This window comes from Streptomyces sp. TLI_171, assembly GCF_003610255.1.
In the GTDB taxonomy this organism is placed as follows: domain Bacteria; phylum Actinomycetota; class Actinomycetes; order Streptomycetales; family Streptomycetaceae; genus Kitasatospora.
The window spans coordinates 1235496-1260459 of record NZ_RAPS01000001.1 but is presented as its reverse complement, the minus strand read 5'-3'; the positions used below and the strand labels follow the sequence as shown (position 1 = coordinate 1260459).

The following is a 24964-nucleotide window of genomic DNA, read 5'->3' as shown; positions in this document are numbered from 1 at the left end:
ATTGCCCGGAATTGAGCCGTCGTGGGGTGTCTCAAGGAGTCTTTACAGGCTGGTCATGGCTCAGTAACCTCCTGGAAGTCCTTGCATGCTCTTGCGCAAGCTCCCCCACCCACCCCCTGCCGTGAGGCAGTCCCCACCGCCTGCGGCCATGACCGAGGGACACCCCCTTGACCAGACGAGCACGGCAGAGGCGGCGCCCCATCGCCGCCGTACTGACAGCGGTGGCGGCGCTCACCGCCGGCCTGCTGACCACGGCTCCGCTCGGCGTCACCGCGAGCGCGGCGACCGACACGACGGCGGCGAGCAGCAACACCGCCACCGTCTTCTACTACACCAAGACCCGCAACTGGTCGACGTACAACCTGCATTGGGCCCCGGACGGCGGGAGCTGGACCACCGTGCCGGGCACCGCCATGGAGGCGGCCTGCACCGACTGGGTGAAGAAGACCGTCGACCTGGGCACCGCCACCGGCCTGCAGGCCACCTTCAACAACGGCTCGGGCACCTGGGACAACAACGGCGGCAAGAACTACGCCCTGGGCACCGGCACCGTGGTGGTCAAGGACGGCGTGATCGCCCACAGCGACCCGTGCGGCGCCGACAACGGCGGCACCCCCTCGCCCAGCCCCTCGCCGAGCCCCGGCCAGTCGAGCAGCGGCGCGAGCGCGACGGTGTACTACTACACCAAGACCCGCAACTGGGCGGCGTACGACCTGCACTACGCACCCAACGGCGGCACCTGGACCACCGTCCCGGGCGTCGCGATGGAGGCAGCCTGCACCGACTGGGTCCGAAAGACCGTCAGCCTCGGTACCGCGAACGGCCTGCAGGCCACCTTCAACAACGGCTCGGGCACCTGGGACAACAACGGCGGCAGGAACTACGCCCTGGGCACCGGCGTGGTGACGGTCAAGGACGGCGTGGTCGGCAGCACCGAGCCGTGCGCCGCCACCAGCCCGAGCCCGAGCGCCTCCACCAGTGCCGGCCCCAGCGCGAGTGCCGGCGCCTCCGCGTCGGCGAGCGCGAGCGCCGGTGCGTCGGCCTCCCCGTCCCCGACCCCGTCCGCCAGCAGCACCACGCCGGCCGGGAACAGCGCCACCGTGTTCTACTCGACGGCCGTGGTCGGCTGGACCATCGTCAACCTGCACTACGCCCCCGCGGGCGGAGCATGGACGGCGGTGCCCGGCATCGGCATGACACTGGCCTGCCCGGGCTGGTACAAGCGCACCGTGTCGCTGGGCAGCGCGGCCACCATGGCGGCCACCTTCAACAACGGCAACGGCACCTGGGACAGCAACAACGGCGCCAACTACGTCGTCCCGGCGGGCATCAGCACCGTGCAGAACGGCAAGGTCACCGGGAACGCCGCCGACCCGTGCGCGGCGGTCGTCCCCGACACCACCGCGCCGAGCGTGCCGACCACGGTGAACGCCACCGCCACCGACACCTCGATCGTGCTGACCTGGGAGCCGTCCACCGACGACACCAAGGTGACGGGCTATCAGGTGACCCGTTCCGGCGGCACCAAGGGCACCTCGGTGCTCAACGTCGGCTCGACGGTCTACTCCGACACCGGCCTGGAGGCGCGCACCGTCTACACCTACACGGTGAAGGCGATCGACGCCGCCGGGAACGTCTCGGCCGCCTCCGCCGCCGCGGTCGCCACCACCGGTGACGCCCCGCCGGCGCCCACGGCCGGCCAGATGATCGGCACCGACCCGCGCAAGGACCCGATCTACTTCGTGCTCACCGCCCGGTTCTACGACGGCGACACGTCGAACGACCGGGGCGGCAACCAGGACGTGAAGTCCGGCAACGCGGCCAACAACGACCCGATGTTCCGCGGCGACTTCAAGGGCCTGGTGCAGAAGCTCGACTACATCAAGGGCCTGGGCTTCTCCGCGGTCTGGATCACCCCGGTCGTCCTCAACCGCTCCGACTACGACTACCACGGCTACCACGGCTACGACTTCTACAAGGTCGACCCGCGCCTGGAGTCGGCCGGCGCCTCCTACCAGGACCTGATCAACGCCGCTCACGCCAAGGGCATCAAGATCTACCAGGACGTGGTCTACAACCACAGCTCCCGGTGGGGCGCCAAGGGCCTGTACGTGCCAACCGTGTACGGCGTCCGGGACGCCCAGTGGTCCTGGTACTACGACGAGAAGCAGCCCGGCTTCGAGTACGACGGCCTGACCGTCGAGCCGAAGAGCGGCAAGTCGTACTACAACGGCGACCTGTGGTCCACCACCCAGCCCGCCGGACAGACCTGCGTGGGCTGGGGCAACCCGACGCAGTACAAGAGCCCCGAGGGCTACACCATCTACAACTGCCAGTGGCCGAGCCCGACGTCGGGCATGTTCCCGTCCAAGTACTTCCACCAGTGCTGGATCGGCAACTGGGAGGGCGAGGACTCGCGCTCCTGCTGGCTGGCCGACGACCTGGCGGACTTCAACACCGAGAACGCCGACGTCCAGAACTACCTGATCGGCGCGTACAACAAGTACATCGACATGGGCGTGGACGGCTTCCGGGTCGACACCGCCGTGCACGTCCCGCGGGTCACCTGGAACCGCCGCTTCCTGCCCGCGATCCAGCAGCGCGTCACCCAGGACTGGGGTCCGGCCAAGGCGCAGAACTTCTTCGTCTTCGGCGAGGTCGCGGCGTTCGTCAACGACAAGTGGAACCGCGGCTCGGTCAACCACTCCGCGCAGTTCTACACCTGGAAGGAGCGCAAGGACTACACCAGCGACGACGTGCAGGCCGCCCTCGACCAGTACAACTACGAGGAGCAGCTCGGCACCGGCAACCAGCCGACGTCCACCAACGCCTTCCTGGACGGCAACACCTACCACGCGCCCGACCACTCGAAGTTCTCCGGCATGAACATCATCGACATGCGGATGCACATGAACTTCGGTGACGCGCACAACGCCTTCGGCAACGGCAAGGACTCCGACGACTCCACCAACGACGCCACCTACAACGTGGTGTACGTCGACAGCCACGACTACGGGCCGAACAAGTCCAGCGTGCGCTACACCGGAGGCACCGACGCCTGGGCCGAGAACATGGCGCTGATGTGGACCTTCCGCGGCATCCCGACCCTGTACTACGGCTCCGAGATCGAGTTCCAGGCCGGCAAGCAGATCGACTGCGGCCCGTCCTGCCCGCTCGCCACCACCGGTCGCGCCTACTACGGCGACCACGTCGAGGGCGCCGTCACCGCCTCCGACTTCTCGGTGGTCTCCGCCGCCAGCGGCGCCGTCGCCAGCACGCTGCAGCAGCCGCTGGTCAAGCAGGTGCAGCGGCTCAACCAGATCCGCCGGGCGATCCCCGCCCTGCAGATGGGCCAGTACTCCACCGACGGCGTCAGCGGTGGCATGTCCTTCAAGCGCCGCTACACCGACTCCGCCAGCGGCGTCGACTCCTTCGCCCTGGTCACCGTCACCGACGCCGCCACCTTCACCGGCATCCCCAACGGCACCTACAAGGACGCCGTCACCGGTGACGTCCGCACCGTCGCCAACGGCACCCTGTCCATCACCGCCCCCGGCAAGGGCAACCTGCGGGTGTACGTGCTCGACCTGGGCGGCAAGAACGCCGCGCCCGGCAAGATCGGCGTCGACGGGCCGTACCTGAAGTAGCAGTCCCGGCCCGACCCGCTGCTAGCGTGCCGCCATGCGCGCGGCACGGCAGGTGACGGACGACGAGGGCAACGCACTACCGCCCCTCGTCGTCCGTCGCGTCGTCTCGCTGGTCCCCTCGCTCACCGAGGCCGTCGCCGTCACCGCCCCCGGCCTGCTGGTCGGCGCCACCGACTGGTGCACCCACCCCGCGGCGCTCGACGTGGCGAGGATTGGCGGCACCAAGAACCCCGCCGTCGAGCGCATCCTCGCGCTCGCCCCCGACCTCGTGATCGCCAACGAGGAGGAGAACCGCGCCCCCGACCTGGCGGCCCTGCGCGCCGCCGGGCTCCCGGTCTGGACCACCCGGATCCGCGACCTCGACCAGGCCCTCGACTCGCTGCACCGCCTGCTCGTCGACGCCCTCCGACTCCCGTGCCCCGATTGGCTGGTGGCGGCCCGTCAGGCCTGGTCGGCACCCGTGCCCGGGCCGGCCGTCCGGGCGATCGCCCCGATCTGGCGGCGGCCCTGGATGGTGCTCGGCCGCGACACCTTCGCCGCCGACCTGCTCCGCCGCCTCGGCGTCGACCTGCTCCCCGCCGACCACCCCGACCGCTACCCCCGCCTGCCGCTCGCCGAACTCCAGTCCCTCGCAGCCGAGTTGCTGATCCTCCCGGACGAGCCCTACCGCTTCACCGCCACCGACGGCCCCGAAGCCTTCCCCGCCCTGCCGTACGCCCTCCTCAGCGGCCGCCACCTCACCTGGTACGGCCCCTCCCTCGCCGAGGCCCGCACCGTCCTCGCCGGCCAGCTGCTCAGCGCCGCACGGCCGGCGGCCGGGTGAAGACGCAGTCGCCGCACAGACCGCCGGACGGGGCGCGGTAGTAGAGGCAGCAGGAGGCGCGGCGGAAGGCGAGCGGACGGCCGGGCGGGGAGACCGCGCCGACCTCCGGGGAGCGGGCGAGCAGCTCGCGGGCCAGCGCAGCCGCCGGCCCTCCCAACGACGGCGAGGCCGCACCGAGTTGGCGGGCGGCGCCGACCAGGGCGGAGGCGGCGTTGCCCGCCAGCAGCCCCGGGGCGAGGCGGAGAGCCGCCCCGAGCGGGCGAAGGTGACGGTCGATCACCGCGTCGTGCAGGGCCGCGGCGGTCGCGGGGGGCCCGGGCTCGGCGGGCAGCCACAGCTCGAACGGTCCCTGCGGCGGCAGTGCGAACAGCGCCCCGTCCAGGTCCGGCAACCGCCCGGTCAGGACGGCGGTGCCGAGCGCCACCGACCAGAACCGGGCCGCCAGCCCCAGGTGCGCGGTCGACGCGGCGACCCGGCGCTCGTTCGTCCGCAGCACCCGGCCGACCTCGGCGACCCGGGCGGCCAGCGGGCCTTCGGGCGTGGACAGTTCGGCCAACGGGCGGAAACCGGCGGGCGGCACGCCGGTGCGGACGGCGAAGTACGGGCCGAGCGAGTCGAGGCCGGGTCGGGCCGTCATGCGCGGTACCGGGACGGAGGGCTGCAGGTGAGGGGCACACCGCGGAGCCTAGTGCGGTTCGTCGGACCGGTGCGCGGCCGATCGCGCTGGCTTCCGGCCGACCTGCCGCCTACGGTCGTGTCCTGGGATCGGCGACGGCGAGGAGGAGGACGGATGCGGTACCGCGAACTGGGACGCAGTGGGGTCGAGGTCTCGGAGGTGGGGTTCGGGGCCTGGGGGATCGGCGCGTCGAGCTGGGTCGGGGCGCGGGAGGAGGAGTCGCTGGCGGCCTTGCACCGGGCGGTCGACCTGGGCGTCAACTTCGTGGACACGGCGCGGGGTTACGGGGAGAGCGAGCGGCTGGTCGGCCAGCTGGTGCGGGAGCGGGCGGCCAACGGCGAGCAGGTGCGGGTGGCGACCAAGGTGCCGCCGCTGAACGGCCAGTGGCCGGCCCGGCCCGGGGTGGACCCGGCGGAGACCTTCCCGGCCGCGCACATCCGCAGCAGCCTGCGGACCTCGCTGGCGGCCGCCGGCCTGGAGCGGTTCGACCTGGTGCAGTTCCACGTGTGGAGCGACGAGTGGCTCGGCCGGGGCGACTGGCTGGAGACCGTGCAGGAGCTGAAGCAGGAGGGTCTGATCGGCCTGTTCGGCGTCTCGATCAACGACCACGAGCCGCACAGCGCCGTCGAGTTGGTGCGCAGCGGCGTGGTGGACGCAGTGCAGGTGATCTTCAACGTGTTCGACCAGTCGCCGCTGGACGAGCTGTTCCCGGCCTGCCAGGAGCACGGCGTCGGCGTGATCGTCCGGGTGGCGCTCGACGAGGGCGGGCTGACCGGTGCGATCACCGCCGACACGGTCTTCCCGGAGGGCGACTTCCGGCGCCGCTACTTCCGGGCGGACCGGCCCGCGCAGGTCGAGCGGCGGGTGGCGGCGCTGACCGCCGACCTGGGCATCGACACCGGACGACTCGCCGAGACCGCGCTGCGGTTCGTGCTCAGCGCCCCGGCGGTGTCCACGGTCATTCCGGGCATGCGCTCGGTGCGCAACGTGGAGCGCAACGCCGCCGTCGGCGACGGGGTGCCGCTGAGCGAGGAGCAGTTGAAGGTGCTGGCCGGGCACCGCTGGGAGCGCAACTTCTACGCGTGACGCATGTCGACGCGTGCGGTCGACGGTGTTCGGTGGCAGGGTGGGGCGCATGTGCGGTCGCTTCGTCTCCACCACCGAACCCGGTGACCTGGTCGTCCTGCTCGACGTCGCGCGCTGGAACCCCACCGAGGCGCTGGCGCCGAGCTGGAACGTCGCGCCGACCGACCCCGTCCCGGCGGTGCTGGAGCGGGTGGACGCCGAGACCGGCGAGGTGGTGCGCCAACTGCGGCCGCTGCGCTGGGGGTTGGTGCCGTCCTGGGCGAAGGACCGGTCGGGCGCGGCGCGGTTGATCAACGCCCGCTCGGAGACCGTCGATCAGAAGCCCGCGTTCCGCAAGGCGTTCGCCGCCCGCCGGTGCGTGATCCCCGCCGACGGATACTACGAGTGGCGGCCGGTCCCGGCCGGCGACGGCCGCAAGGCGTACAAGCAGCCGTACTTCCTGTCCACCGGCGAGCTGATGCTGATGGCCGGGCTGTACGAGTTCTGGCGCGACGCGAGCCTCCCGGAGGACGACCCGGCGGCCTGGCTGGCGACCGCGACCATCCTCACCACCGACGCCACCGACCGGGCGGGCCGCGTCCACGACCGGATGCCGCTCACGATCACCCGCGCCGACCTGGCGAGCTGGCTCGACCCGGCGCACACCGACCGGGCCGACCTGCACCACCTGCTGCACCGGCCCGCCGACGGCAACATCCGGGTCCGGGCGGTGCCCACCGCCGTCAACCGGGTCGCCGAGAACGGCCCCGAACTGCTGGCGGACGCCCCCGACCCGCTCGGTCTCGCGGACTGACGCCCCGTCGGGCCCGGCATCCCGTCCGGCCGGTCCGGCCCGGCCGGACAGCCGATCAGTCGCCCGAGCCGCCCGAGCCGCCGGAGTCGCCCGAACCGCCGGCGGTGATCCGGTAGCGCGCCCGTCGCCGCCGCCTGCGCTCGGCCCGGCCGATCTGCTCGCCCGCCGCGAGGGTGATCCGGGCCGCGACCCGGACCCAGCCGGGTCCGCCGCGCTCCGCCCACACCACGCACACGCCGCCGCCGATGACGAGCAGCAGGACGACGATCAGCACCGCGCCCACCATGGAGACCACCACCGTTCGTGCCGGGAGCCGGTAAGGACCGATCATCGCAGGTCGGACCGGTGGCGGGGGACCCGCCACTTGACGGGGTGGCAGGCGGCACGGTTCGGTGGGGCAGGTATGACGATTCCTTCCGTTCACGCCGGCCCCGCACTCGACGCCCTCCGTGGCCTGTCCGTCGGCGACGCCCTCGGCGCCCAGTTCTTCGTCCCCGACACCGCCCGCGCGCACCTCGACGCCCGCACCGTCCCGCCCGGCCCCTGGCCGTGGACCGACGACACCGAGATGGCCTGCTCGGTGTACGCGGCCCTCGCCGAACGCGGGACCGTCGACGGCTTCGACCTCACCCACGCCTTCGCCCGCCGCCACGACTTCGACCGCGGTTACGGCCCCGCCGCCAACCGGCTGCTGCGGCTGATCAGGGAGGGCGGCGACGCCCGCCGGCTGGCCGCCGAACTCTTCGACGGCCAGGGCTCGTTCGGCAACGGTGCGGCGATGCGGGTGGCCCCGCTCGGCGCGGTGTACGCGCACGACCCGGCCGCCGCCGTCCGGCCCGCCGCCGACACCGCGGCGCCCACCCACACCCATCCGCAGGCCGTGGACGGCGCGATCGCGGTGGCCGTCGCCGCCGCCCTCGCCGTCCGGGCCCGGACCGAACCGACCACGCCCGCCCGGCTGCTGGCGGCCGTCGCCGCCCTCACCCCGCCGGGCGCCGTCCGCGCCGGTCTCGGCGAGGCCGCCGGCCTGCTCGGCGCCGCCGGTCCGCGCGAGGCCGCCGCCGTGCTCGGCAACGGCAGCCGGACCAGCGCCGCCGACACCGTCCCGTACGCGCTGTGGTGCGCCGCCCGGAACCTGGACGACTATCCGGCGGCGGTCTGGGACGCGATCACGGCGGGCGGGGACGTGGATACCGTGGCCGCGATCGCCGGCGGCGTGGTCGCCGCCCGCACCGGCACCGCCGGGATCCCCGCTGCCTGGCTGGCCGCCACCGAACCCCTGCCCGGCTGGGCCTTCGCCGAGCCGCTGCGGCCCGCGCCCGTGCACCTCACGCCGATCCGGCTGCCCCGCCCGCACCCCGTCCCCGACCTCTGCTGGTCCGATCACCACTGGCACCGCTGGCGCACCGGCCTGCACGGCCCCCGCTGGCTGACCCGCACCGCCGAGGGGGTGCTCGCCCTGCACCGCGCCGACACCGGGGACGCGGTCTGGTCGCTGACGGTCCGCGCGGACAAGGACGGCTGGCGGCCCGTCGACGCCCTGGTCGAGGCCCATCCCGCCCATTTCGCCGGGCCGCCCCGGCTGGTCGAGGCACTGCTGGAGGTGGAACAGGACACGGCCCGGTGAGCGGCAGGTGGCCGGGTGGTGACGGGATGTCAGGGGCAGGTAGGGTGGACGGTCCTGGCCCGGGTGGCGGAGGAGGGGCTGGATGGTGATCGAGGCGGTGCTGTTCGACCTCGACGGGACGCTGCTGGACCACGACGGCGCGGCCGAGGCGGCGGTGCTCGCCGGGGTGGCCGCGGAGCTCCCCGGGCGGGCGCTGGACCGGGACGCGGTGCTGCGGCGCTGGCGCGAGCTGGAGCGCTCGGAGTACGACCGGTACCTGGCGGGCGAGTTGACGGTGCAGGAGCAGCGCCGGACCAGGACGGCCGGCCTGGCCGCGTACCTGGGGCTGGGGGAGTGGCCGGTGGAGCGGGCGGACGCCTGGTTCGCCGGGTACCTGCGCCGCTACGAGCGGTCCTGGCGGGCCTTCCCCGAGGTGCCGCGCGCGGTACGGGAGTTGGGCGAGCACCGCCGGCTCGGAGTGATCACCAACGGCGAGGGGGACGTCCAGCGCCGCAAGCTGCACGCCGTCGGCCTGGGCGCACTCGCCCCGCACACCACGGCCTCCGCCGAGGCGGGCTGCGCCAAGCCCGACCCGGCGATCTTCCGCCTGGCCTGCCGCACCCTCGGCGTCGCGCCCGAGCGCACCGCGTACGTCGGCGACCGGCTGGACGTGGACGCGCAGGCCGCCACCGCGGCCGGGCTGCTGGGGATCTGGCTGGACCGCGAACCGAGCGGCGAGCCGGCCGCCGTCCCGCGGGTGCACTCACTGGCGGAGGTCGCTGCGCTGCTCGGCTGACCCGTCCCGCCGGGCGGGCGGCGCTGCGGCGAGCCTGCGGGCCGGGCGGGCCCCGGTCCGCGTACCGTCGGGGCCTGGCGGGTCGGCGGTTCGCCGGCGAAGCGACAGCGGGAGGCCGGGATGGACGCGCGGCGGCGGGTGGCAGTGCTGTTGGCGGACGCGAGGACCACGTACGCCGAACAGGCGGGCATCGTGCTCGCGGACCGGCCCGAACCGCTCTGGCAGCTCCTGGTGCTGAGCAACCTGGTGTCGGCCAGAATCCACGCGGAGATCGCCGTGTCCGGCACCGCCGCGCTGATCGCCGCCGGCGCCGGCACCCCCGCGGGCACCCTCGACCTGACCTGGCAGCAGCGCAAGGACGCCCTGCTGGCCGGCCGCTACCAGCACTTCGCCGACGGCACGGCCACCCGGCTCGGCGACTGCGCCCGGCTCGCCGAGGACGAGTACGGCGGCGACCTGCGCAAGCTCGCGGCCGCCGCCCAGTACCGCCCCGAGCGGACCAGGGCCCTGCTGCAGCGCTTCCCCGGCATCGGGCCGGCCGGCGCGGCCGCGTTCTGCCGCGAGGCCCAGGCCGTCTGGCCGTTCCTCCGGCCCGCCCTCGACCCGCGCGCCGTCATCGGCGCGGAGCGGCTGCAACTCCCGCTCGAACCGTCGGAGTTGGCGACCCTGGTCGACGCCGCCGAGCTGCACCGGCTGGCCGACGCCCTGGTCCGGGTCGGCCTGGACCCCGCGATGGCCCAGCGGGTGCTGGAGGATCAGCGCCTGCCGAACAGCCGGGAGAACCAGGAGCCCGAGGCGGCGGCGTCGCACGCGCAGCGCTGAGACTTCGGAACGCCGGCCAGGACCTGTTCGACGTGCATGCCGCAGCCGGCGAAGGTCGGCCGGCCGCAGGACTTGCAGGTGACGCGACGACACATGGGATGTTCCTCTCGTTGCGGGACGTCGGTGGTGCGGGGGCGGGTTACGGCAGGGAGGTCAGGGCGGCGCGGAGCCGGGCGGCGGCCTCCTCGGCGACGGGGGCGAGTTCGGGGCGGCCGGTGAACCGGACCATCAGCTCGGGGTCCATCGCCTCCACCAGGACGCCGTCGGCGGTGGCCCGCAGGACCACGTTGCACGGCAGCAGCAGGCCGATCCGCCGGTCGGCCTCCAGGGCGCGGTGGGCGAGCGGCGGACTGCAGGCGCCGAGGACGAGGTAGTCCTCCATTTCGACGCCGAGCTTGGCGCGCAGGGTGGCCGTCATGTCGATCTCGGTGAGCACGCCGAAGCCCTGCCCGGCGAGGGCCGCGCGGACCCGGTCGGCGGCCTCCGGGAAGGGGACGCCGGTCAGCGTGGCGGTCAAGCGGTTCTCCATGGCTGCGAACCTCTCTCGGTAGATACCCCCCTGGGTATGCACGATACGCCCGGTACAACCCGGCCGCCCGAAGGCGCATTCCCCGGCGCGGCGCGTGAGCTCCGTCGCCCCGACCGGCAGTTCGGGTCGGAACGGCCCGCCGGTGGAACCCCGGGGCGCCCGGGGGCGTCGTCGCACCAGAAGCAACAACCGAGTGGGGGTGCCCGGGTGGCAGCCGTCCCGCGCAGCGTCGGCCGCCTCCGCGCAGCGCGCCGTCGCAGACGAGAACTGGTCCTGCTGGTCCTGGCCGTGGCGGTCTGCGGGGCCGGCTGGATCAGCGCCGGACTCGCCCTGCACGGCGCCCTCCCGCCCGGCCTGCTGCGCTACGGCGTCGGCCTGACCGCGCTCGCCCTCGCCCTGCACCTGGCGGTGCGCCGCTTCGCCCCGTACGCCGACCCGCTGATCCTGCCGCTCGCGGTTTTCCTCACCGGCTTCGGACTGGTCCTGCTGGACCGCCTCGACGACTCGTACCGGCTCTGGCACGCCACCAAGGGCGACTGGCAGAAACTCCCGGCCGCGCCCGGCCAGGTGCAGTGGACGGTGATCGCCTGCCTGCTGGCGGCCGCACTGCTGGCTCTCGTCCGGCACCACCGGCTGTTCCAGAAGTACGTCTACCTGATCATGGCGGGGGCGCTGGTGCTGCTCGCCGCGCCCGCGTTCTTCCCCGGCGACAGCTTCGGCGCCAAGCGGTGGATCCGGGTCGGCGGGCTGTCGTTCGAACCGGACGAGTTCGTGAAGGTCGCCATCGCGGTGTTCTTCGCGGGCTACCTGACCGCCAACCGGGACGCGCTCGCGCTGACCGGCCGCCGCCTCTGGGGCCTGCACCTGCCGCGCGGACGCAACCTCGGGCCGGTGCTGGCGATCTGGGTGATCAGCCTGCTGGTGCTGGTCTTCGAACGCGACCTGGGCACCTCGCTGATCTTCTTCGGGGTCTTCGTGGTGATGCTCTACACCGCCACCGAACGCACCGGCTGGGTGGTGATCGGCCTGCTGATGGCGGTCGGCGGAGCCGCCGTGGTCGGCGACCTGGAACCGCACGTGCACGGCCGGGTCGAGGCCTGGCTGCACCCGCTGGACATCTACGAACCCGTCCACGACCCGGCCCTGGTCTCCTCCCAGCCCGCCCAGGCCCTGTTCGGCCTCGGCTCCGGCGGCGTGCTCGGCACCGGCCTCGGCCAGGGCCGCCCCTTCCTGATCGGCTTCGCCGGGCGCAGCGACTTCATCTTCACCACCGTCGGCGAGGAACTCGGCCTGGCCGGCTCGATGGCCGTCCTGCTGCTCTACGGCCTGCTGGTGCAACGCGCGCTGCGCACCGCGATCGGCCTCACCGACCCGTTCGGCAAGCTGCTCGCCACCGGCCTGGCCGCCGCGCTCGCCCTGCAGGTCTTCGTGGTGATCGGCGGCGTGACCGGCCTGATCCCGCTCACCGGCAAGGCCCTGCCGTTCCTCGCCGCCGGCGGCTCCTCGCTGACCGCGAACTGGCTGCTGACCGCCCTGCTGGTCAAACTCTCCGACGCCGCGGGCCGGGCCGAGCTGGAGCCGGCGCCGACACCGGGCTGAGGGGCCGTCACCCGCCGCTCACACCAGCGCCCGGACGCCGAGGACCAGCAGCACCACGGCGGTGGCGCGGGGCGCCCACCGGCGCAGGCGCGGCCGGTCCGGTGCGGTCGCGGTCCGGCCGAGCAGCAGCGTCCAGAGCAGCAGCCAGCCGGCCAGGAGCGCCGCGTGGGCGGCGGCCAGCAGCAGGATCTGACCGGGCAACGGCCGCCCGGGGTCCAGGAACTGCGGGACCAGGGTCAGGTAGATCGACGCCGCCTTCGGGTTGAGCACGTTGGCCAGCAGCGCCGGCACGAACGCCGGTCCGCCGCCCGGAACCGTCCGGCGGACCCGGGCGGCGGACCACCAGGTGTGCGCGGCGAGGCCGATCAGGTAGACGCCGCCCGCCCACCGGACGGCGGTGAACGCCCGCTCGGAGTGCGCGAGGACGGTGGCCAGCCCGGCGATCGCCAGGCCGGCGTGCACGCCCAGGCCGCCGACGGTGCCGAGCACCACCGGCACCGCCCGGCCGCGGCCGTGTGCGGCGACCTGACGGACCAGCAGCGCCAGGCTGGCGCCGGGCGTGGCGATCAGGGGAAGGACCGCGAGCAGGAAGCCGGCGACGGCGTGCGCGGGTGCCACGGGGCGTCAGAGCACCACGCGGTAGTGCGTGGTGAGCCGGTGCTCCTCGTCCAGGATGTGGAAGGCCAGCGCGGGCGGCTGCTCCCGGTCGGCCGACTCGTCGCCCTCCCACGGCAGGCGCAGCGTCCAGGTGACGGCCGGTCCGACGATCAGCGGGCGGCCCGCGAAGGTGGTCGCGGCGGCGGTGTGCGCGTGCCCGGTGAGCAGCGCGACCACCTCGGGGTGTGCGTCGAGCAGCGCGGCGAGGCGGTCCGGCTCGTGCAGCGTGTACGAGTCCGGGAGCGGGTGGTGCAGGGCCGCCGGCGGCTGGTGGAATGCGAGCAACGCGGGTGTGCCGGGCGGCAGTTCGGCGAGGGTGCGCTCGATCCAGTCCAGCGTCTGCGGCTCCAGCAGCCCGTGGTGCTCGCCGGGGACGCTGGCGTCGCACATCAGCACCGCCGCCCCGCCGACCGTCCCGACCGAGTTGACCGGCTCGGTGCTCGGGGCCTGCCCGAGCAGTGCCTTCCGGTAGGCCGGGCGGGCGTCGTGGTTGCCCGGGCAGGTCAGCACCGGGAACGGCAGGTCCAGCAGCCGGGCCGCCTCCTGGTACTCGCTCTCCGCCGCGTGGTCCGCGATGTCGCCCGTGACCAGCAGCGCGTCCACCGGGCGGGGAAGGTCGCGCAGGTACCGCAGGACGCGTTCGGCCCGCTCGGTGGCCCGCTCGGTGCCGTCCAGGTGCAGGTCGCTGATCTGGGCCAGCAGCACGGTCATGGTGGTCCCCCTCGATTTCCTAATGGTTAACCTCGGCTTTGCCGTTAGCACGGCCGACACTAGGGTAGGGGCCCGGAGCAGATCAAGAGAGGGGACGGGCGCGATGGCCCGCGGAGGCGACGAACGGCGATGGGCCGCACTGGAGTTGGTGAGCACCGTCCGCCACGACGGCAACGGCGGGGTACTGGACGAACTCGCCACCGCCGAACAGGCGGCGGCCTGGCTCGCGGAGCACGGCCACCTGCCGCCGACCGGTGAACCCACGGTCGACGACGCCCTGTTCGCCGAGGTCGTCGCGGTGCGCCGGGCCGCCCGCGCGCTCTTCGCCCGCGCGGTCAGCCCCGCGCCGCCCAGCCCGGCCGACGCGAACCGGCTGATGCCGCTGGACGAGGCGCTCGCGGTGCTCAACACCCACGCGGCGGCGGACGCGGTCGCCCCCCGGCTTCGCTGGGCCGCCGAACAGGCGCCGGTGGCCGAACTCGCCTCGACCGCCGCCGACCCGCGGGCCCGGCTGACGGCGGCCCTGGCCCGATCGGTGATCGAGTTCCTGGCCGGGCCCGACCGCGAACAGCTGCGCGCCTGCACGGCCCCGCGCTGCGTCCGCTACTTCGTCAAGAGCCACGGCCGCCAGGAGTGGTGCAAGCCCTCCTGCGGCAACCGCGCCCGGGTCGCCCGCCACTACGACCGTCAGCGGCAGGGCTGACCGGCCGGAGCGGGGGCGACCCGGGTGCGGTGGAGAGACGGCTACTGCCCGGTGCGCTCCGACGCCCGCTCGCTGCGGGAGGCGTCCAGCATGGCCACCCGGTCGACGACCTTGACGCGTTCGCGGCCCTGCGCCTCGCCGAGGGACTTCTCGTGCGCGTCCAGGGCGTGCCAACCCTCCCACGTGGTGAAGTCGACGCCGCGGGAGCGGAGGAAGTCCAGGACGGCATCCTCGGCGGGTTCGGCGGCGGGGCGCAGGCGGCCGGCCGCGTGGTCGTCGACCAGGCAGGCGACGGTCTCGTTGGCGTCGCCCTTGGTGTGGCCGATCAGGCCGACCGGGCCGCGCTTGATCCACCCGGTGACGTAGGTCGAGGGCAGGTGGGCGCCGTTCTCCTGCACCCGGCCAGCCACGTGCGGGACGGTCGAGGAGAGGGCGTCGAAGGGCAGCTTGGGCAGCTCGTCGGAGCGGTAGCCGACCGCTCGGTAGACCGCCTGGACGGGCCACTCGCGGAACTCCCCGGTTCCGACGGTGTTGCCGGTGCCGTCGAGCCGGGTGCGCTCGGTGCGCAGCGCGACCACCCGGCCGTCGGCGCCGAGCACCTCGACCGGGTTCTCGAAGAAGTGCAGGTGGATGCGGTGCGGGCGGTCGCCGACGTCGCGGATCGCCCAGTTCTCCAGAGTGGCGGCGACCATGTCGGCCTGCTTGTTGGCACGCCGGGTGGCGATCGAGCCGTCGTCGTAGTCGATGTCCTCGGGGTCGACGACGACCTCGATGGTCGGGGAGTGGTCGAGCTCGCGGAGCTCCATCGGCGAGAACTTGGCCTGTGCGGGGCCGCGCCGCCCGAACACGTGCACCTCGACGGCCCGGTTCGCGGCCAGGCCCGCGTGGACGTTCGGCGGGATCTCGGTGCTGAGGAGCTCGTCCGCGGTCTTGGCCAGGATGCGGGCCACGTCCAGGGCGACATTCCCCACGCCGAGGACGGCGACCTGCTCGGCCTCCAGCGGCCACTCGCGCGGGACCTCGGGGTGGCCGTCGTACCAGGAGACGAAGTCGGCGGCGCCGTAGGAGCCCTCGAGTTCGATGCCGGGAACGGCGAGGTCGCGGTCGGCCTCGGCGCCGGTGGCGAAGACCAGCGCGTCGTAGAAGCGGTGGAGTTCGTCGAGCGAGAGGTCGCCGGGGTAGTCGACGTTGCCGAGCAGGCGGACCTGGGGCTTGTCGAGGACCTGGTGGAGGGCGGTGACGATGCCCTTGATCCGGGGGTGGTCGGGGGCGACGCCGTAGCGGATCAGGCCGAACGGGGCGGGCAGGCGCTCGATCAGGTCGATGGAGACGCCGGGGGCGGCGGCCAGTTCGGACTTCAGCAGCGCGTCGGCGGCGTAGATCCCGGCGGGGCCGGCACCGACGATGGCCACCCGGACGGGGCGGGGCATGGGCAGGTCTCCTGTTCGGCTGGGGGCGCGTACCACCCAGCCTTCCGGCCGGCGGGCTGGCCCGGTACGGGGCTCCGGCTTATGTCGTCATAAGTCGAAGCTATGGCCCCCCAAAGTTCCGCCTATGCGGAGACCTCGTGCCCTCCAGGATGCACCAGCCGCCCGGAAACCCCGCCGCCGGCCCGGATCACTCGTAGCGCAGCCGCAGCGACTCCGCCTCGTCGGCCCGGATCCGGTCCAGCGTCAGCGCGGGATCGCCCAGGTGGGAGAGAGTGATCTCGGCCGAACTCGGCGCCGCGTCGGCGGGCAGCCACTCCTCGGGCCGCCAGGCCGCGGAGCGCAGGAAGGCCTTCGGGCAGTGCTGGTAGACCTCGTCGGCCGCCACCACGATCGCCGTCCGCGGTGGCTTGCCGACCGCCGTCAGCTGCTCAAGCAGCTCCGGATCGGCGCTGACGCAGGCACGGCCGTTGACCCGCAGCGTGGCGGCCCGGCCGGGCACGACGAAGATCAGCCCGGCCTTCCCGGTGGCGGCGATGTTGTGCAGGCTGTCGAGCCGCCGGTTCCCGGTGGCGTCCGGGATCGCCAGCGTGCGGTCGTCCAGCACCGCGACGAAGCCGGGCGGACCGCCGCGGGGAGTGGCGTCGCAGTTGCCCTCCGCATCGGCGGTGGCGACGAACACCAGCGAGGAGCAGCCGATGAGTCGGCGCGCCGCAGGGTGCAGGCGGTCCACCTGCTTGCGCTGCACCAGCTCGCTCGGCTGCTCGTAGTGGGCCCGCAACCGGGCCGGTTCGCGGATCGCGTCCGCGGCAAGGGCGTCGAAGATCACGTACGACGACCCTAGTGCCGCCCGCGCGGCCGCGGCCAGCGGATTTCAGACGTGCAGCGGAACCGGGTGCACCTCGTCGGCGGGGTGCCCGGTGCGCTCGTGGACCCGCTGCACCGCCTCGCGGGAGGGGGCGGAGGACAGGCAGTAGACGGTGCCCGAGTCCGGGTCCGCCCAGGCCTGTTGGAAGTCGACGCCTTCGTCGCCCTGCGCCGCCAGGTCGGCCTGGTGGGCCGCCTTCAACTGCTCGGCGGTGATGCCGGCCATGCCGTGGTGGACGTCCATGAACATCGCCATCGTGTGCTCAACTCCTCGACCGGGAGTCCTCCGTGCGGAGAACTATTCCCTCCCACCCTGCGACGGCGACGTGAAGCAGGCCACAGGACGCGTCCTTGCCATCGGCGCACACCCGCGTGCAAGAATGCTGGTGCAGTAGCAGTGACGTTCAGCGCACTCCGGGGTCGGTGAAAATCCGAACCGGCGGTTACAGTCCGCGACCCGTCCGCAGCCAGCGGCCGGTTGACCAGGTGAAATTCCTGGACCGACGGTTAAAGTCCGGATGGGAGGCGTGCGCGGCGGACAGGCGTGTTCAGTACCGCGGCCCAGCTCGGGCCGGGGTGCGGCAGTACGGCAGCGAACCCGTGCCTCGGCGAGGAAGCCCAGGCCCGCGGGTGCGCCGGTCGTGCCGCAGCGGCAGCCACGTCCGCAGTCAACTCCCTCATGCCGCCCCGGAGTCCGCGCCCCAAGCGCGAGGAGAACCCGGGTGTTCACCGGCATCATCGAAGAGCTCGGCGAGGTCGTCTCCATCGAGGAGATCGGCGAATCCTCGCGTATCCGCCTGCGCGGCCCGGTCGTCACGGCCGACGCCCACCACGGCGACTCCATCGCGGTCAACGGCGTGTGCCTGACCGTCCTCGAGAAGAACGAGCAACTGGCGGCGCAGCCCGGCGAGTTCAGCGCCGACGTGATGCGCGAGACGCTGCAGCGCTCCAGCCTCGGCGCGCTCCGCCCCGGCTCCCGGGTCAACCTGGAGAGGGCGATGGCGCTCGGCGCCCGGCTCGGCGGGCACCTGGTGCAGGGCCACGTCGACGCCACCGGCGAGCTGGTCTCGCGCAGCCCCGGCGACCTGGACGCGGACGGGAATCCTCGCTGGGAGGTCTTGCGTTTCACCCTGCCGCAGCCGATCTCGCGCTACCTGGTGGAGAAGGGGTCGATCACCGTGGACGGAGTGAGCCTGACCGTCGTGGAGGCGGCCCGGGACTCGTTCACCGTCTCGCTGATCCCCGCCACCCTCGAACTGACCACGCTGGGCGCCAAGCAGGTCGGCGACCCGGTCAACCTCGAGGTGGACGTGCTCGCCAAGTACGTGGAGCGGCTGCTCGACACCCGTGCACTGCCCGACACCCTGGGGGGAAGCAAGTGAGCTCGTTCGGAGAACTGACGTTCCAGGCGTTCGGCGAGACCGTCAAGGTCGCCGACATGACCGGCAACCTGATAGGCCTCGGCGCGCTCGCCCTCGGCTGGCGCCGCTCGGTGCTGACCTGGCCCGCGCAACTGCTGGCGGGCGCCGTCCTGATCACCGCGTTCCTCGGCGGGCAGGTGCCCGGCCTGATCGGCAAGCAGGTGATCGTGGTGGTCGCCGCGGTCTGGGGCTGGACGCAGTGGAACCGCGGCCGCCGCGACGCCGGCGACATCGAGGTGCGCTTCGCCACCTGGCGGGAGCGGGCCCTGCTGGTGGCCGCCACCGCGGCCGGCACCGCCGCCGTGGCCGCGCTGTTCCACGCCTTCCCGAAGCTGTCCTGGGCGCCGCTGTTCGACGCCTACATCTTCGTCGGCACGCTCGCCGCGATGTACGCCCAGGCCCGCGGCTGGGTCGAGTTCTGGTTCGCCTGGCTGGCCGTCGACCTGGTCGGCGTGCCCTACGCCTACAACCACGGCTACACCTTCTCCGCGCTCACCTTCACCATCTACTTCGTCCTGGTGCTGGCCGGCCTGGTCAGCTGGTGGACCAAGGCCCGCACCGTCCGAACCGGCCCGCTCGCCAAGGGAGTCGCAGCATGAGCGCCACCACTGCCGCCGCCGAACCGCTCGCCCTCGACCCGGTCGAGCGCGCCGTCGCGGACATCGCGCTCGGCCGCGCCGTGATCGTGGTCGACGACGAGAACCGCGAGAACGAGGGCGACATCGTCTTCGCCGCCTCCGCGGCCACCCCCGAGCTGCTGGCGTTCACCGTCCGCTACTCCTCCGGCGTGATCTGCGTGCCGATGACCGGCGAGGAACTCGACCGGCTCCGGCTGCCGCCGATGACCCGGGTCAACGAGGACCGCAAGGGCACCGCCTACGCCGTCTCGGTGGACGCCCGCGACGGCGTCTCCACCGGCATCTCCGCCGCCGACCGGGCCCGCACCGTCAAGCTGCTCGCCTCGGCCGGCACCGAGCCCGCCGACCTGACCCGCCCCGGGCACGTCTTCCCGCTTCGCGCGGTGGACGGCGGCGTGCTGGTCCGCCCCGGGCACACCGAGGCCGCCGTCGACCTGGCCCGGCTGGCCGGGCTCCCGCCGGCCGGCGGCATCGCCGAGGTGGTCAACGACGACGGCAGCATGGCCCGGCTGCCCGAACTGCACGCCTTCGCCCGCGAACACGGCCTGGCGATCATCTCCATCGAGGACCTGATCGCCTACCGCCGCCGCACCGAACTGCACGTGGACCGCGCCGCCGTCACCCAACTGCCCACCGAGCACGGCGCGTTCACCGCCGTCGGCTACCGCGGCACGATCGACGGGGTCGAGCACCTGGCCCTGGTGGCCGGCGGCCTGGACGCCGACGGCAGGCTCCCCGACGGCGAGGACGTGCTGGTCCGGCTGCACTCCGAGTGCCTCACCGGCGACGTGTTCGGCTCGCTGCGCTGCGACTGCGGCCCCCAGCTGCAGGCCTCGCTGGCCGCTGTCGCCGAGGCCGGCCGCGGCGTGGTGCTGTACCTGCGCGGCCACGAGGGCCGCGGCATCGGCCTGGCCCACAAGCTCCGCGCCTACCAGCTGCAGGAACAGGGCCTGGACACCGTCGACGCCAACCTCGACCAGGGCCTGCCCGCCGACGCCCGCGACTACTCGATCGGCGCGCAGATGCTCACCGACCTGGGCGTCCGCTCGCTCACCCTGCTCAGCAACAACCCGGCGAAGCAGACCGCGCTCACCGAGCACGGCCTGAAGGTCGCCGCCCGCCGCCCGCTGCCCACCGCCGCGGGCGAGCACAACCTGCGCTACCTGCGCACCAAGCGCGACCGGATGGGCCACGACCTGCCGTGGCTCGAGGACGACAGCAAGTAGTCGCGACAGCAAGCAGCCCCTGTACCAAGCACGCTGACGCACCATCGGAAAGAGGAAGCAGAAATGGCCGGCCACGGAGCCCCCGTCCTGTCCCCGAAGAACTGCGCCGACCTGCGGGTCGCGGTGATCGCCGCGCAGTGGCACGAGCAGGTGATGAACGGACTGCTGGACGGCGCGCACCGCGCCCTGAAGGAGCTCGGGATCGAGGAGCCGACCGTGGTCCGCGTCCCCGGCACCTTCGAACTGCCGGTCGCCGCAAAGCAGCTGGCCGACCGCGGGTACGACGCGGTGGTGGCGCTGGGCGTGGTGATCCGCGGCGGCACCCCGCACTTCGACTACGTCTGCCAGGGCGCCACCCTCGGCCTGACCCAGGTGTCGGTGGACACCGGCGTCCCGGTCGGCTTCGGCGTCCTCACCTGCGACACCGAGCAGCAGGCGCTGGACCGGGCCGGCCTGCCGGACTCCGCCGAGGACAAGGGCCACGAGGCGGTCACCGCGGCGGTCGCCACCGCCGCAGCGCTGCGCGGGGTGTCCGAGCCCTGGCGGTGAACGACGGGTTGCACCGTGGACGTCCACCGGACTGTCCACGGTGCGGAACCGTTTACCGTCCGTCAGCCCGCACCCCGTAAGGTGAGCACCATCATGGCTTCCAAGACATTCGAGGAGCTCTTCGCCGAGCTCCAGCAGAAGGCCGCCGCCGGCGACCCCGAGACCTCCCGCACCGCCCAGCTGGTTCAGCAGGGCGTCCACGCGATCGGCAAGAAGGTCGTCGAGGAGGCCGCCGAGGTCTGGATGGCCGCCGAGTACCAGTCGTCGGCGGAGGCCGCGGAGGAGATCTCGCAGCTCCTCTACCACGTCCAGGTGATGATGATCGCCCGCGGGCTGACGCTCGAAGACGTGTACAAGTACCTCTAGTCCCACCCCATTGACAGTCAACGCGAAGGGTTCGCCACTCATGCTCCGCATCGCCGTCCCCAACAAGGGTTCGCTCTCGGGTCCCGCGGCGGAGATGCTCCATGAGGCCGGTTACCGGCAGCGCAAGGAGGCCAAGGAACTCGTCCTGGTCGACCCCGACAACCAGGTCGAGTTCTTCTTCCTGCGCCCGCGCGACATCGCCGTCTACGTCGGCTCCGGCCGCCTCGACGTCGGCATCACCGGCCGCGACCTGCTGCTGGACTCCGCCTCGGAGGCCGAGGAGGTGCTCGCGCTCGGCTTCGCCGGCTCGACCTTCCGGTTCGCCAAGCCGCTCGGCAAGGAGCTCTCCGACGTCCGCGACCTCGACGGCCTGCGGATCGCCACCTCGTACACCGGGCTGGTCGAGCAGCACCTCGCCGAGCACGGCGTGAAGGCCACCGTCACCAAGCTGGACGGCGCCGTGGAGACCGCCGTGCACCTCGGCGTCGCCGACGTGATCGCCGACGTGGTGGAGACCGGCACCAGCCTGCGCAACGCCGGCCTGGAGGTGTTCGGCGAGCCGATCCTGGTCTCCGACGCCGTGGTGATCCGCCCCAAGGGCGCCGGCGAGGACGCGGCGGTCGACCAGTTCCTGCGCCGCCTGCAGGGCGTGCTGGTGGCCCGCCGCTACGTGCTGATGGACTACGACATCCGGGCCGAGAAGGTCGGCGAGGCCGTTGCCCTCACCCCGGGCCTGGAGTCGCCGACCGTCTCCCCGCTGCACACCGAGGGCTGGGTGGCGGTCCGCTCGATGGTGCTCCGCAAGGAGGCCCAGCGGATCATGGACGACCTGTGGGCGATCGGCGCGCGGGCCATCCTGGTGACCAACATCCACGCCTGCCGCCTCTGACCGACCGTCGGACGGGGGCCGCTTATCCTGGTGGCCCCCGTCTCTCCCTGGAGTCACCCGTGTCCACCGCTGCCGTCGACCTCCCCGTCACCTGGGCGCCCCGGCGCAACCGGGTCGTGCTGCTGATCCTGTGCGCGGTGCTGGTGGTGCTGTTCGCCGTGCTCGCCGTCGCCCTGCCGGACAACTGGCAGTTCAACGACCGGGTGATGATGGTCGGCTCCGGCCTGCTGTTCGCCGCCGTCGGCCTGATGCTGGCCCGGCCCAAGGTGACCGCCGACGCCGACGGCCTGACCGTGGTCAACTTCGTCCGCAGCCGCCGGCTGGCCTGGGCCGAGGTGGTCCGGGTCAACTTCCGGGCCGGCGACCCCTGGGTGATGCTCGACCTCGCCGACGGCACCGCGCTGGCCGCCGTCGGCATCCAGCCCGCCGGCGGCCGCGACCAGGCGATCGCCGCCGCCCGCACCCTGCGCGACCTGGTCGAGCACCGCGGCGGGCCCGCGCACCGCTGACACGCCCCCGGACGGACGGGTCGAACAAGATCCGGTACGCGTTCGGGTATGGTCTACGCTGGTAAAACCGCGGCAAAGCCACTTCGTGTCCTGTCCCGCCGCGGCCGCCCGCGACCTGAGGAGTGACACCTCCCCTCGATGGACGATCCGTCCGGTAGTACCCGCGCCGCCACGCAACTTCCGAGCCAGGGAAGGCGGGCGGCCCGATGACCACCGCCTGGCTCCTGCTGCTCGCGGCATTCGTGCTCATCCTCGCCAACGGCCTGTTCGTGGCCGCCGAGTTCGCCTTCGTGACCGCCGACCGCGGCACCGTGGAACGCGCCGCCGCCGCCGGTGACCGGCAGGCGAAGCGCCTGTCCAAGGCCCTGCAGCGGCTCTCCTTCGAGCTGTCCGGCGCCCAGCTCGGCATCACCATCACCTCGCTGGTGGTCGGCATGCTCGCCGAACCGGCGCTGTCCACCCTGCTCGCCCCGGTGTTCACCGGCATCGGCCTGCCCGACTCGGCGGCCCGCGGCACCGCGCTGATCGTCGGCCTGGTGCTGGCCACCGTGCTGCAGATGGTGATCGGCGAACTCGTCCCGAAGAACTGGGCGATCTCCCGCCCGATGCAGGTCGCCCACGCCGTGGTCGGCCCGCAGCGCGCCTTCTCCACCGCCTGCCGGCCGCTGATCGCCTTCCTGAACGGCTCCGCCGACCGGGTCGTGCGGATGTTCGGCGTCGAACCGCAGGAGGAGCTCGGCCACGCCCGTACCCCCGACGAACTGGTCGCGCTGGCCCGGCACTCGTTCCAGGCCGGCGCCATAGACGAGCAGTCGGCGACGCTGTTCGTCCGCACCCTGGGCCTGCGCGAGCTCACCGCGGAGTCCGTGATGACCCCGCGGATCGACGTCGCCGCGCTGCAGGAGGACGCCACCGCCGGCGACGTGCTCAACCTGACCCGGGCCACCGGGCTGAGCCGCTTCCCGGTGTACGCCGAGAGCCTCGACGAGGTCACCGGCACCGTCACCCTCAAGGACGCGCTGGCGGTCCCCGCCGAGCGCCGCGACCACACCAAGGTCCGCCACCTCGCCGCGCCGCCGCTGCTGGTCCCGGAGACCATGTCCGCCGAGCGGCTGCTCGACCTGCTGCGCGGCCGCGAGCCGATGGCCGTGGTGGTCGACGAGTACGGCGGCACCGCCGGCGTCGCCACCATCGAGGACATCGTCGAGGAGGTGGTCGGCGAGGTGCAGGACGAGCACGACCCCGCCGACACCCCCGAGCTGCGCCCGCTCGGCGCCCGCGACGGGCTGCCGGTCTGGGACGCCGACGGGCGGGCCCGGCTCGACCAGCTCGCCAAGATCGGCCTGCACGCCCCCGACGGCCCGTACGAGACCCTCGGCGGCCTGCTCGCCGACCTGCTCGGCAAGCTCCCCGCCGTCGGCGAGAGCGCCGAACTGCCCGGCTGGGAACTGACCGTGACCGCCGTGGACCGGCACCGCACCAGCCGGGTGGAGATCCGCCGGGTGCGCGACGAGAACGACCACGAGGACCAGGACAACCACCGATGAGCGCCCTGCAACTCGCCTTCTCGCTGCTCCTGCTGCTCGGCAACGCGTACTTCGTCGGCGCCGAGTTCGCCGTCATCTCGGTGCGCCGCAGCCAGATCGAACCGCTCGCCGAGGCCGGCGACAAGCGCGCCCGCACCGTGCTGCACGCGCTGTCCAACGTGTCGGCGATGCTCGCCGCCGCCCAGCTCGGCATCACCGTCTGCTCGCTGCTGCTCGGCGCGCTCGCCGAGCCGACCATCGCGCACCTGCTGGAGCCCGCCTTCCACGCGGTCGGCGTGCCCGACTCGGCGATGCACCTGCTCAGCTACGCCATCGCGCTGAGCATCGTGGTGTTCCTGCACATGGTGCTCGGCGAGATGGTGCCGAAGAACCTGGCGCTGGCCGGACCGGAGAAGGCCGCGCTCTGGCTCGGCCCGCCGCTGGACCGGCTGGCCCGCTGGCTCGCCCCATTCATCGCTTTCCTGAACGCCTTCGCCAACGGGGTGCTGCGGCTGTTCCGGGTCGAGCCCAAGGACGAGGTGGACTCGGTCGCCACCAGCGAACAGCTGCTGCTGATGCTCTCCGACTCCGGAGAGGCCGGGCTGCTCGACGACCGCCGCCGCGAACGCCTGGAGGACGCCCTGGAGATGGGCAGCCGCCCGGTCACCGAGGTGCTGCTCGCCCCGGACCAGCTGGTCACCGTGGGCCGCGAGGTCACCGGCGAGGAGATCCAGCGGCTCGCGGTGCGCACCGGCTTCTCGCGTTTCCCGGTCGCCGACCCGAGCGGCACCGTGCTGGGCTACCTGCACGTCAAGGACTCGCTGGAGGCCGACAACCTGTCGGCGCCCGTCCCGGCCCGGCTGTGGCGGCCGATCACCGTGCTGCGGGCCGGCCTGCCGCTGGACGACGCGCTCGCCGCGATGCGCCGCGCCGCCGCCCACCTGGCGGCCGTGGTGGACGCGGACGGCCGGCAGCTCGGCCTGGTCGCCCTGGAGGACGTCCTGGAGGAACTGGTCGGCGAGGTCCACGACCCCGACCACCGGCCGCCCGCGGCGGCCCAGCGCTGAACGCGGCGGCGCGGCGGAGCAGGTGCTCCGC

The 24964-nt window shown here is 73.3% G+C and carries 26 protein-coding genes and 1 riboswitch; of the genes, 18 read left to right on the top strand and 8 right to left on the bottom strand.

Annotated elements, in window-relative coordinates:
* The first annotated feature begins 167 nt into the window (after positions 1–167).
* Together BX266_RS05790 and BX266_RS05785 are read left to right on the top strand one after the other, a co-directional pair.
* Entirely contained in the window at positions 168–3647 is a 3480-nt protein-coding gene (locus BX266_RS05790) for a carbohydrate binding domain-containing protein (RefSeq protein ID WP_099897841.1), read from the top strand.
* A 34-nt stretch (positions 3648–3681) separates the two neighbouring features.
* Complete coding sequence (locus BX266_RS05785) at positions 3682–4470, top strand: helical backbone metal receptor (protein WP_099897840.1); 789 nt, start codon at positions 3682–3684, stop codon at positions 4468–4470.
* Here the strand turns inward: BX266_RS05785 and BX266_RS05780 are convergent.
* The gene (locus tag BX266_RS05780; RefSeq protein WP_099897839.1) at positions 4442–5107 is read right to left on the bottom strand and encodes a (2Fe-2S)-binding protein; all 666 of its coding nucleotides are present in this window, start codon (positions 5105–5107) and stop codon (positions 4442–4444) included. The two genes, BX266_RS05785 and BX266_RS05780, sit on opposite strands and share 29 nt — an antisense overlap.
* Before the next feature lie 153 nt (positions 5108–5260).
* On the opposite strand from BX266_RS05780, the gene BX266_RS05775 reads away from it, so the two are divergent.
* Positions 5261–6232, top strand: a complete 972-nt coding sequence (locus tag BX266_RS05775; protein WP_099897838.1) for an aldo/keto reductase — start codon at positions 5261–5263, stop codon at positions 6230–6232.
* A gap of 49 nt (positions 6233–6281) precedes the next feature.
* Complete coding sequence (locus BX266_RS05770) at positions 6282–7025, top strand: SOS response-associated peptidase (RefSeq protein ID WP_099897837.1); 744 nt, start codon at positions 6282–6284, stop codon at positions 7023–7025.
* 55 nt (positions 7026–7080) lie between these two features.
* Here the strand turns inward: BX266_RS05770 and BX266_RS05765 are convergent, their stop codons facing one another.
* On the bottom strand, positions 7081–7356 hold the full coding sequence (locus BX266_RS05765) for a hypothetical protein (protein ID WP_143686866.1): 276 nt from the start codon (positions 7354–7356) through the stop codon (positions 7081–7083).
* 72 nt (positions 7357–7428) lie between these two features.
* Between BX266_RS05765 and BX266_RS05760 the strand changes: the two genes are divergently transcribed.
* The 3 genes from BX266_RS05760 to BX266_RS05750 all read left to right on the top strand — a co-directional run bounded on the left by BX266_RS05760 (position 7429) and on the right by BX266_RS05750 (position 10249).
* Positions 7429–8652 carry an ADP-ribosylglycohydrolase family protein gene (locus tag BX266_RS05760; protein ID WP_099897835.1) on the top strand — a complete coding sequence of 408 codons (1224 nt, stop codon included), beginning with the start codon at positions 7429–7431 and terminating at the stop codon, positions 8650–8652.
* Between the two features lie 82 nt (positions 8653–8734).
* Positions 8735–9427: an HAD family hydrolase gene (locus BX266_RS05755; protein ID WP_259464569.1), complete on the top strand. Its 693-nt coding sequence runs from the start codon at positions 8735–8737 to the stop codon at positions 9425–9427.
* 120 nt (positions 9428–9547) lie between these two features.
* Positions 9548–10249, top strand: coding sequence for an endonuclease (locus tag BX266_RS05750; protein WP_180290394.1), 702 nt, complete (start codon positions 9548–9550; stop codon positions 10247–10249).
* A gap of 139 nt (positions 10250–10388) precedes the next feature.
* Here BX266_RS05750 and BX266_RS05745 read toward each other — a convergent pair whose 3' ends face one another.
* On the bottom strand, positions 10389–10778 hold the full coding sequence (locus BX266_RS05745; RefSeq protein WP_099897834.1) for a DUF302 domain-containing protein: 390 nt from the start codon (positions 10776–10778) through the stop codon (positions 10389–10391).
* A gap of 207 nt (positions 10779–10985) precedes the next feature.
* Between BX266_RS05745 and BX266_RS05740 the strand changes: the two genes are divergently transcribed.
* Positions 10986–12377 carry an FtsW/RodA/SpoVE family cell cycle protein gene (locus BX266_RS05740; protein ID WP_259464568.1) on the top strand — a complete coding sequence of 464 codons (1392 nt, stop codon included), beginning with the start codon at positions 10986–10988 and terminating at the stop codon, positions 12375–12377.
* A gap of 18 nt (positions 12378–12395) precedes the next feature.
* Here BX266_RS05740 and BX266_RS05735 read toward each other — a convergent pair whose 3' ends face one another.
* Positions 12396–12995 (bottom strand): LysE family translocator, encoded by a 600-nt coding sequence (locus BX266_RS05735; protein WP_099897832.1) that lies wholly within the window; start codon positions 12993–12995, stop codon positions 12396–12398.
* Between the two features lie 6 nt (positions 12996–13001).
* Positions 13002–13745, bottom strand: coding sequence for a metallophosphoesterase (locus BX266_RS05730; RefSeq protein ID WP_099897831.1), 744 nt, complete (start codon positions 13743–13745; stop codon positions 13002–13004).
* Positions 13746–13848: 103 nt separating this feature from the next.
* Here BX266_RS05730 and BX266_RS05725 point away from each other — a divergent pair, with 103 nt between their 5' ends.
* The gene (locus BX266_RS05725; protein WP_099897830.1) at positions 13849–14448 is read left to right on the top strand and encodes an ABATE domain-containing protein; all 600 of its coding nucleotides are present in this window, start codon (positions 13849–13851) and stop codon (positions 14446–14448) included.
* A gap of 41 nt (positions 14449–14489) precedes the next feature.
* Here BX266_RS05725 and BX266_RS05720 read toward each other — a convergent pair whose 3' ends face one another.
* The 3 genes from BX266_RS05720 to BX266_RS05710 all read right to left on the bottom strand — a co-directional run bounded on the left by BX266_RS05720 (position 14490) and on the right by BX266_RS05710 (position 16998).
* The gene (locus tag BX266_RS05720) at positions 14490–15878 is read right to left on the bottom strand and encodes an FAD-dependent oxidoreductase (RefSeq protein ID WP_099897829.1); all 1389 of its coding nucleotides are present in this window, start codon (positions 15876–15878) and stop codon (positions 14490–14492) included.
* Between the two features lie 187 nt (positions 15879–16065).
* Positions 16066–16704, bottom strand: coding sequence for an MSMEG_1061 family FMN-dependent PPOX-type flavoprotein (locus BX266_RS05715; protein ID WP_180290393.1), 639 nt, complete (start codon positions 16702–16704; stop codon positions 16066–16068).
* A gap of 45 nt (positions 16705–16749) precedes the next feature.
* Entirely contained in the window at positions 16750–16998 is a 249-nt protein-coding gene (locus BX266_RS05710; RefSeq protein WP_099897827.1) for an SCO4226 family nickel-binding protein, read from the bottom strand.
* 150 nt (positions 16999–17148) lie between these two features.
* Positions 17149–17276: riboswitch (FMN riboswitch) on the top strand.
* A 188-nt stretch (positions 17277–17464) separates the two neighbouring features.
* Here BX266_RS05710 and BX266_RS05705 point away from each other — a divergent pair.
* The 9 genes from BX266_RS05705 to BX266_RS05665 all read left to right on the top strand — a co-directional run bounded on the left by BX266_RS05705 (position 17465) and on the right by BX266_RS05665 (position 24933).
* Entirely contained in the window at positions 17465–18124 is a 660-nt protein-coding gene (locus tag BX266_RS05705; RefSeq protein WP_099897826.1) for a riboflavin synthase, read from the top strand.
* A complete protein-coding gene (locus BX266_RS05700; RefSeq protein ID WP_399169067.1) occupies positions 18121–18762 on the top strand; it encodes a nicotinamide mononucleotide transporter family protein in 642 nt (213 codons plus the stop codon). Before BX266_RS05705 ends, BX266_RS05700 begins: the two co-directional genes overlap by 4 nt.
* The gene (locus BX266_RS05695; RefSeq protein ID WP_099897825.1) at positions 18759–20027 is read left to right on the top strand and encodes a bifunctional 3,4-dihydroxy-2-butanone-4-phosphate synthase/GTP cyclohydrolase II; all 1269 of its coding nucleotides are present in this window, start codon (positions 18759–18761) and stop codon (positions 20025–20027) included. Before BX266_RS05700 ends, BX266_RS05695 begins: the two co-directional genes overlap by 4 nt.
* Before the next feature lie 63 nt (positions 20028–20090).
* The gene (gene ribH / locus BX266_RS05690; RefSeq protein WP_099897824.1) at positions 20091–20576 is read left to right on the top strand and encodes a 6,7-dimethyl-8-ribityllumazine synthase; all 486 of its coding nucleotides are present in this window, start codon (positions 20091–20093) and stop codon (positions 20574–20576) included.
* A 93-nt stretch (positions 20577–20669) separates the two neighbouring features.
* Positions 20670–20942 (top strand): phosphoribosyl-ATP diphosphatase, encoded by a 273-nt coding sequence (locus tag BX266_RS05685; protein WP_099897823.1) that lies wholly within the window; start codon positions 20670–20672, stop codon positions 20940–20942.
* A 40-nt stretch (positions 20943–20982) separates the two neighbouring features.
* Positions 20983–21831 carry an ATP phosphoribosyltransferase gene (gene hisG / locus BX266_RS05680; protein WP_099897822.1) on the top strand — a complete coding sequence of 283 codons (849 nt, stop codon included), beginning with the start codon at positions 20983–20985 and terminating at the stop codon, positions 21829–21831.
* Positions 21832–21890: 59 nt separating this feature from the next.
* The gene (locus BX266_RS05675) at positions 21891–22340 is read left to right on the top strand and encodes a PH domain-containing protein (protein WP_099897821.1); all 450 of its coding nucleotides are present in this window, start codon (positions 21891–21893) and stop codon (positions 22338–22340) included.
* Between the two features lie 206 nt (positions 22341–22546).
* A complete protein-coding gene (locus BX266_RS05670) occupies positions 22547–23887 on the top strand; it encodes a hemolysin family protein (RefSeq protein WP_099897820.1) in 1341 nt (446 codons plus the stop codon).
* Entirely contained in the window at positions 23884–24933 is a 1050-nt protein-coding gene (locus BX266_RS05665) for a hemolysin family protein (protein WP_099897819.1), read from the top strand. The genes BX266_RS05670 and BX266_RS05665 overlap by 4 nt, the downstream gene beginning before the upstream one ends.
* The last annotated feature ends 31 nt before the right edge of the window (positions 24934–24964 follow it).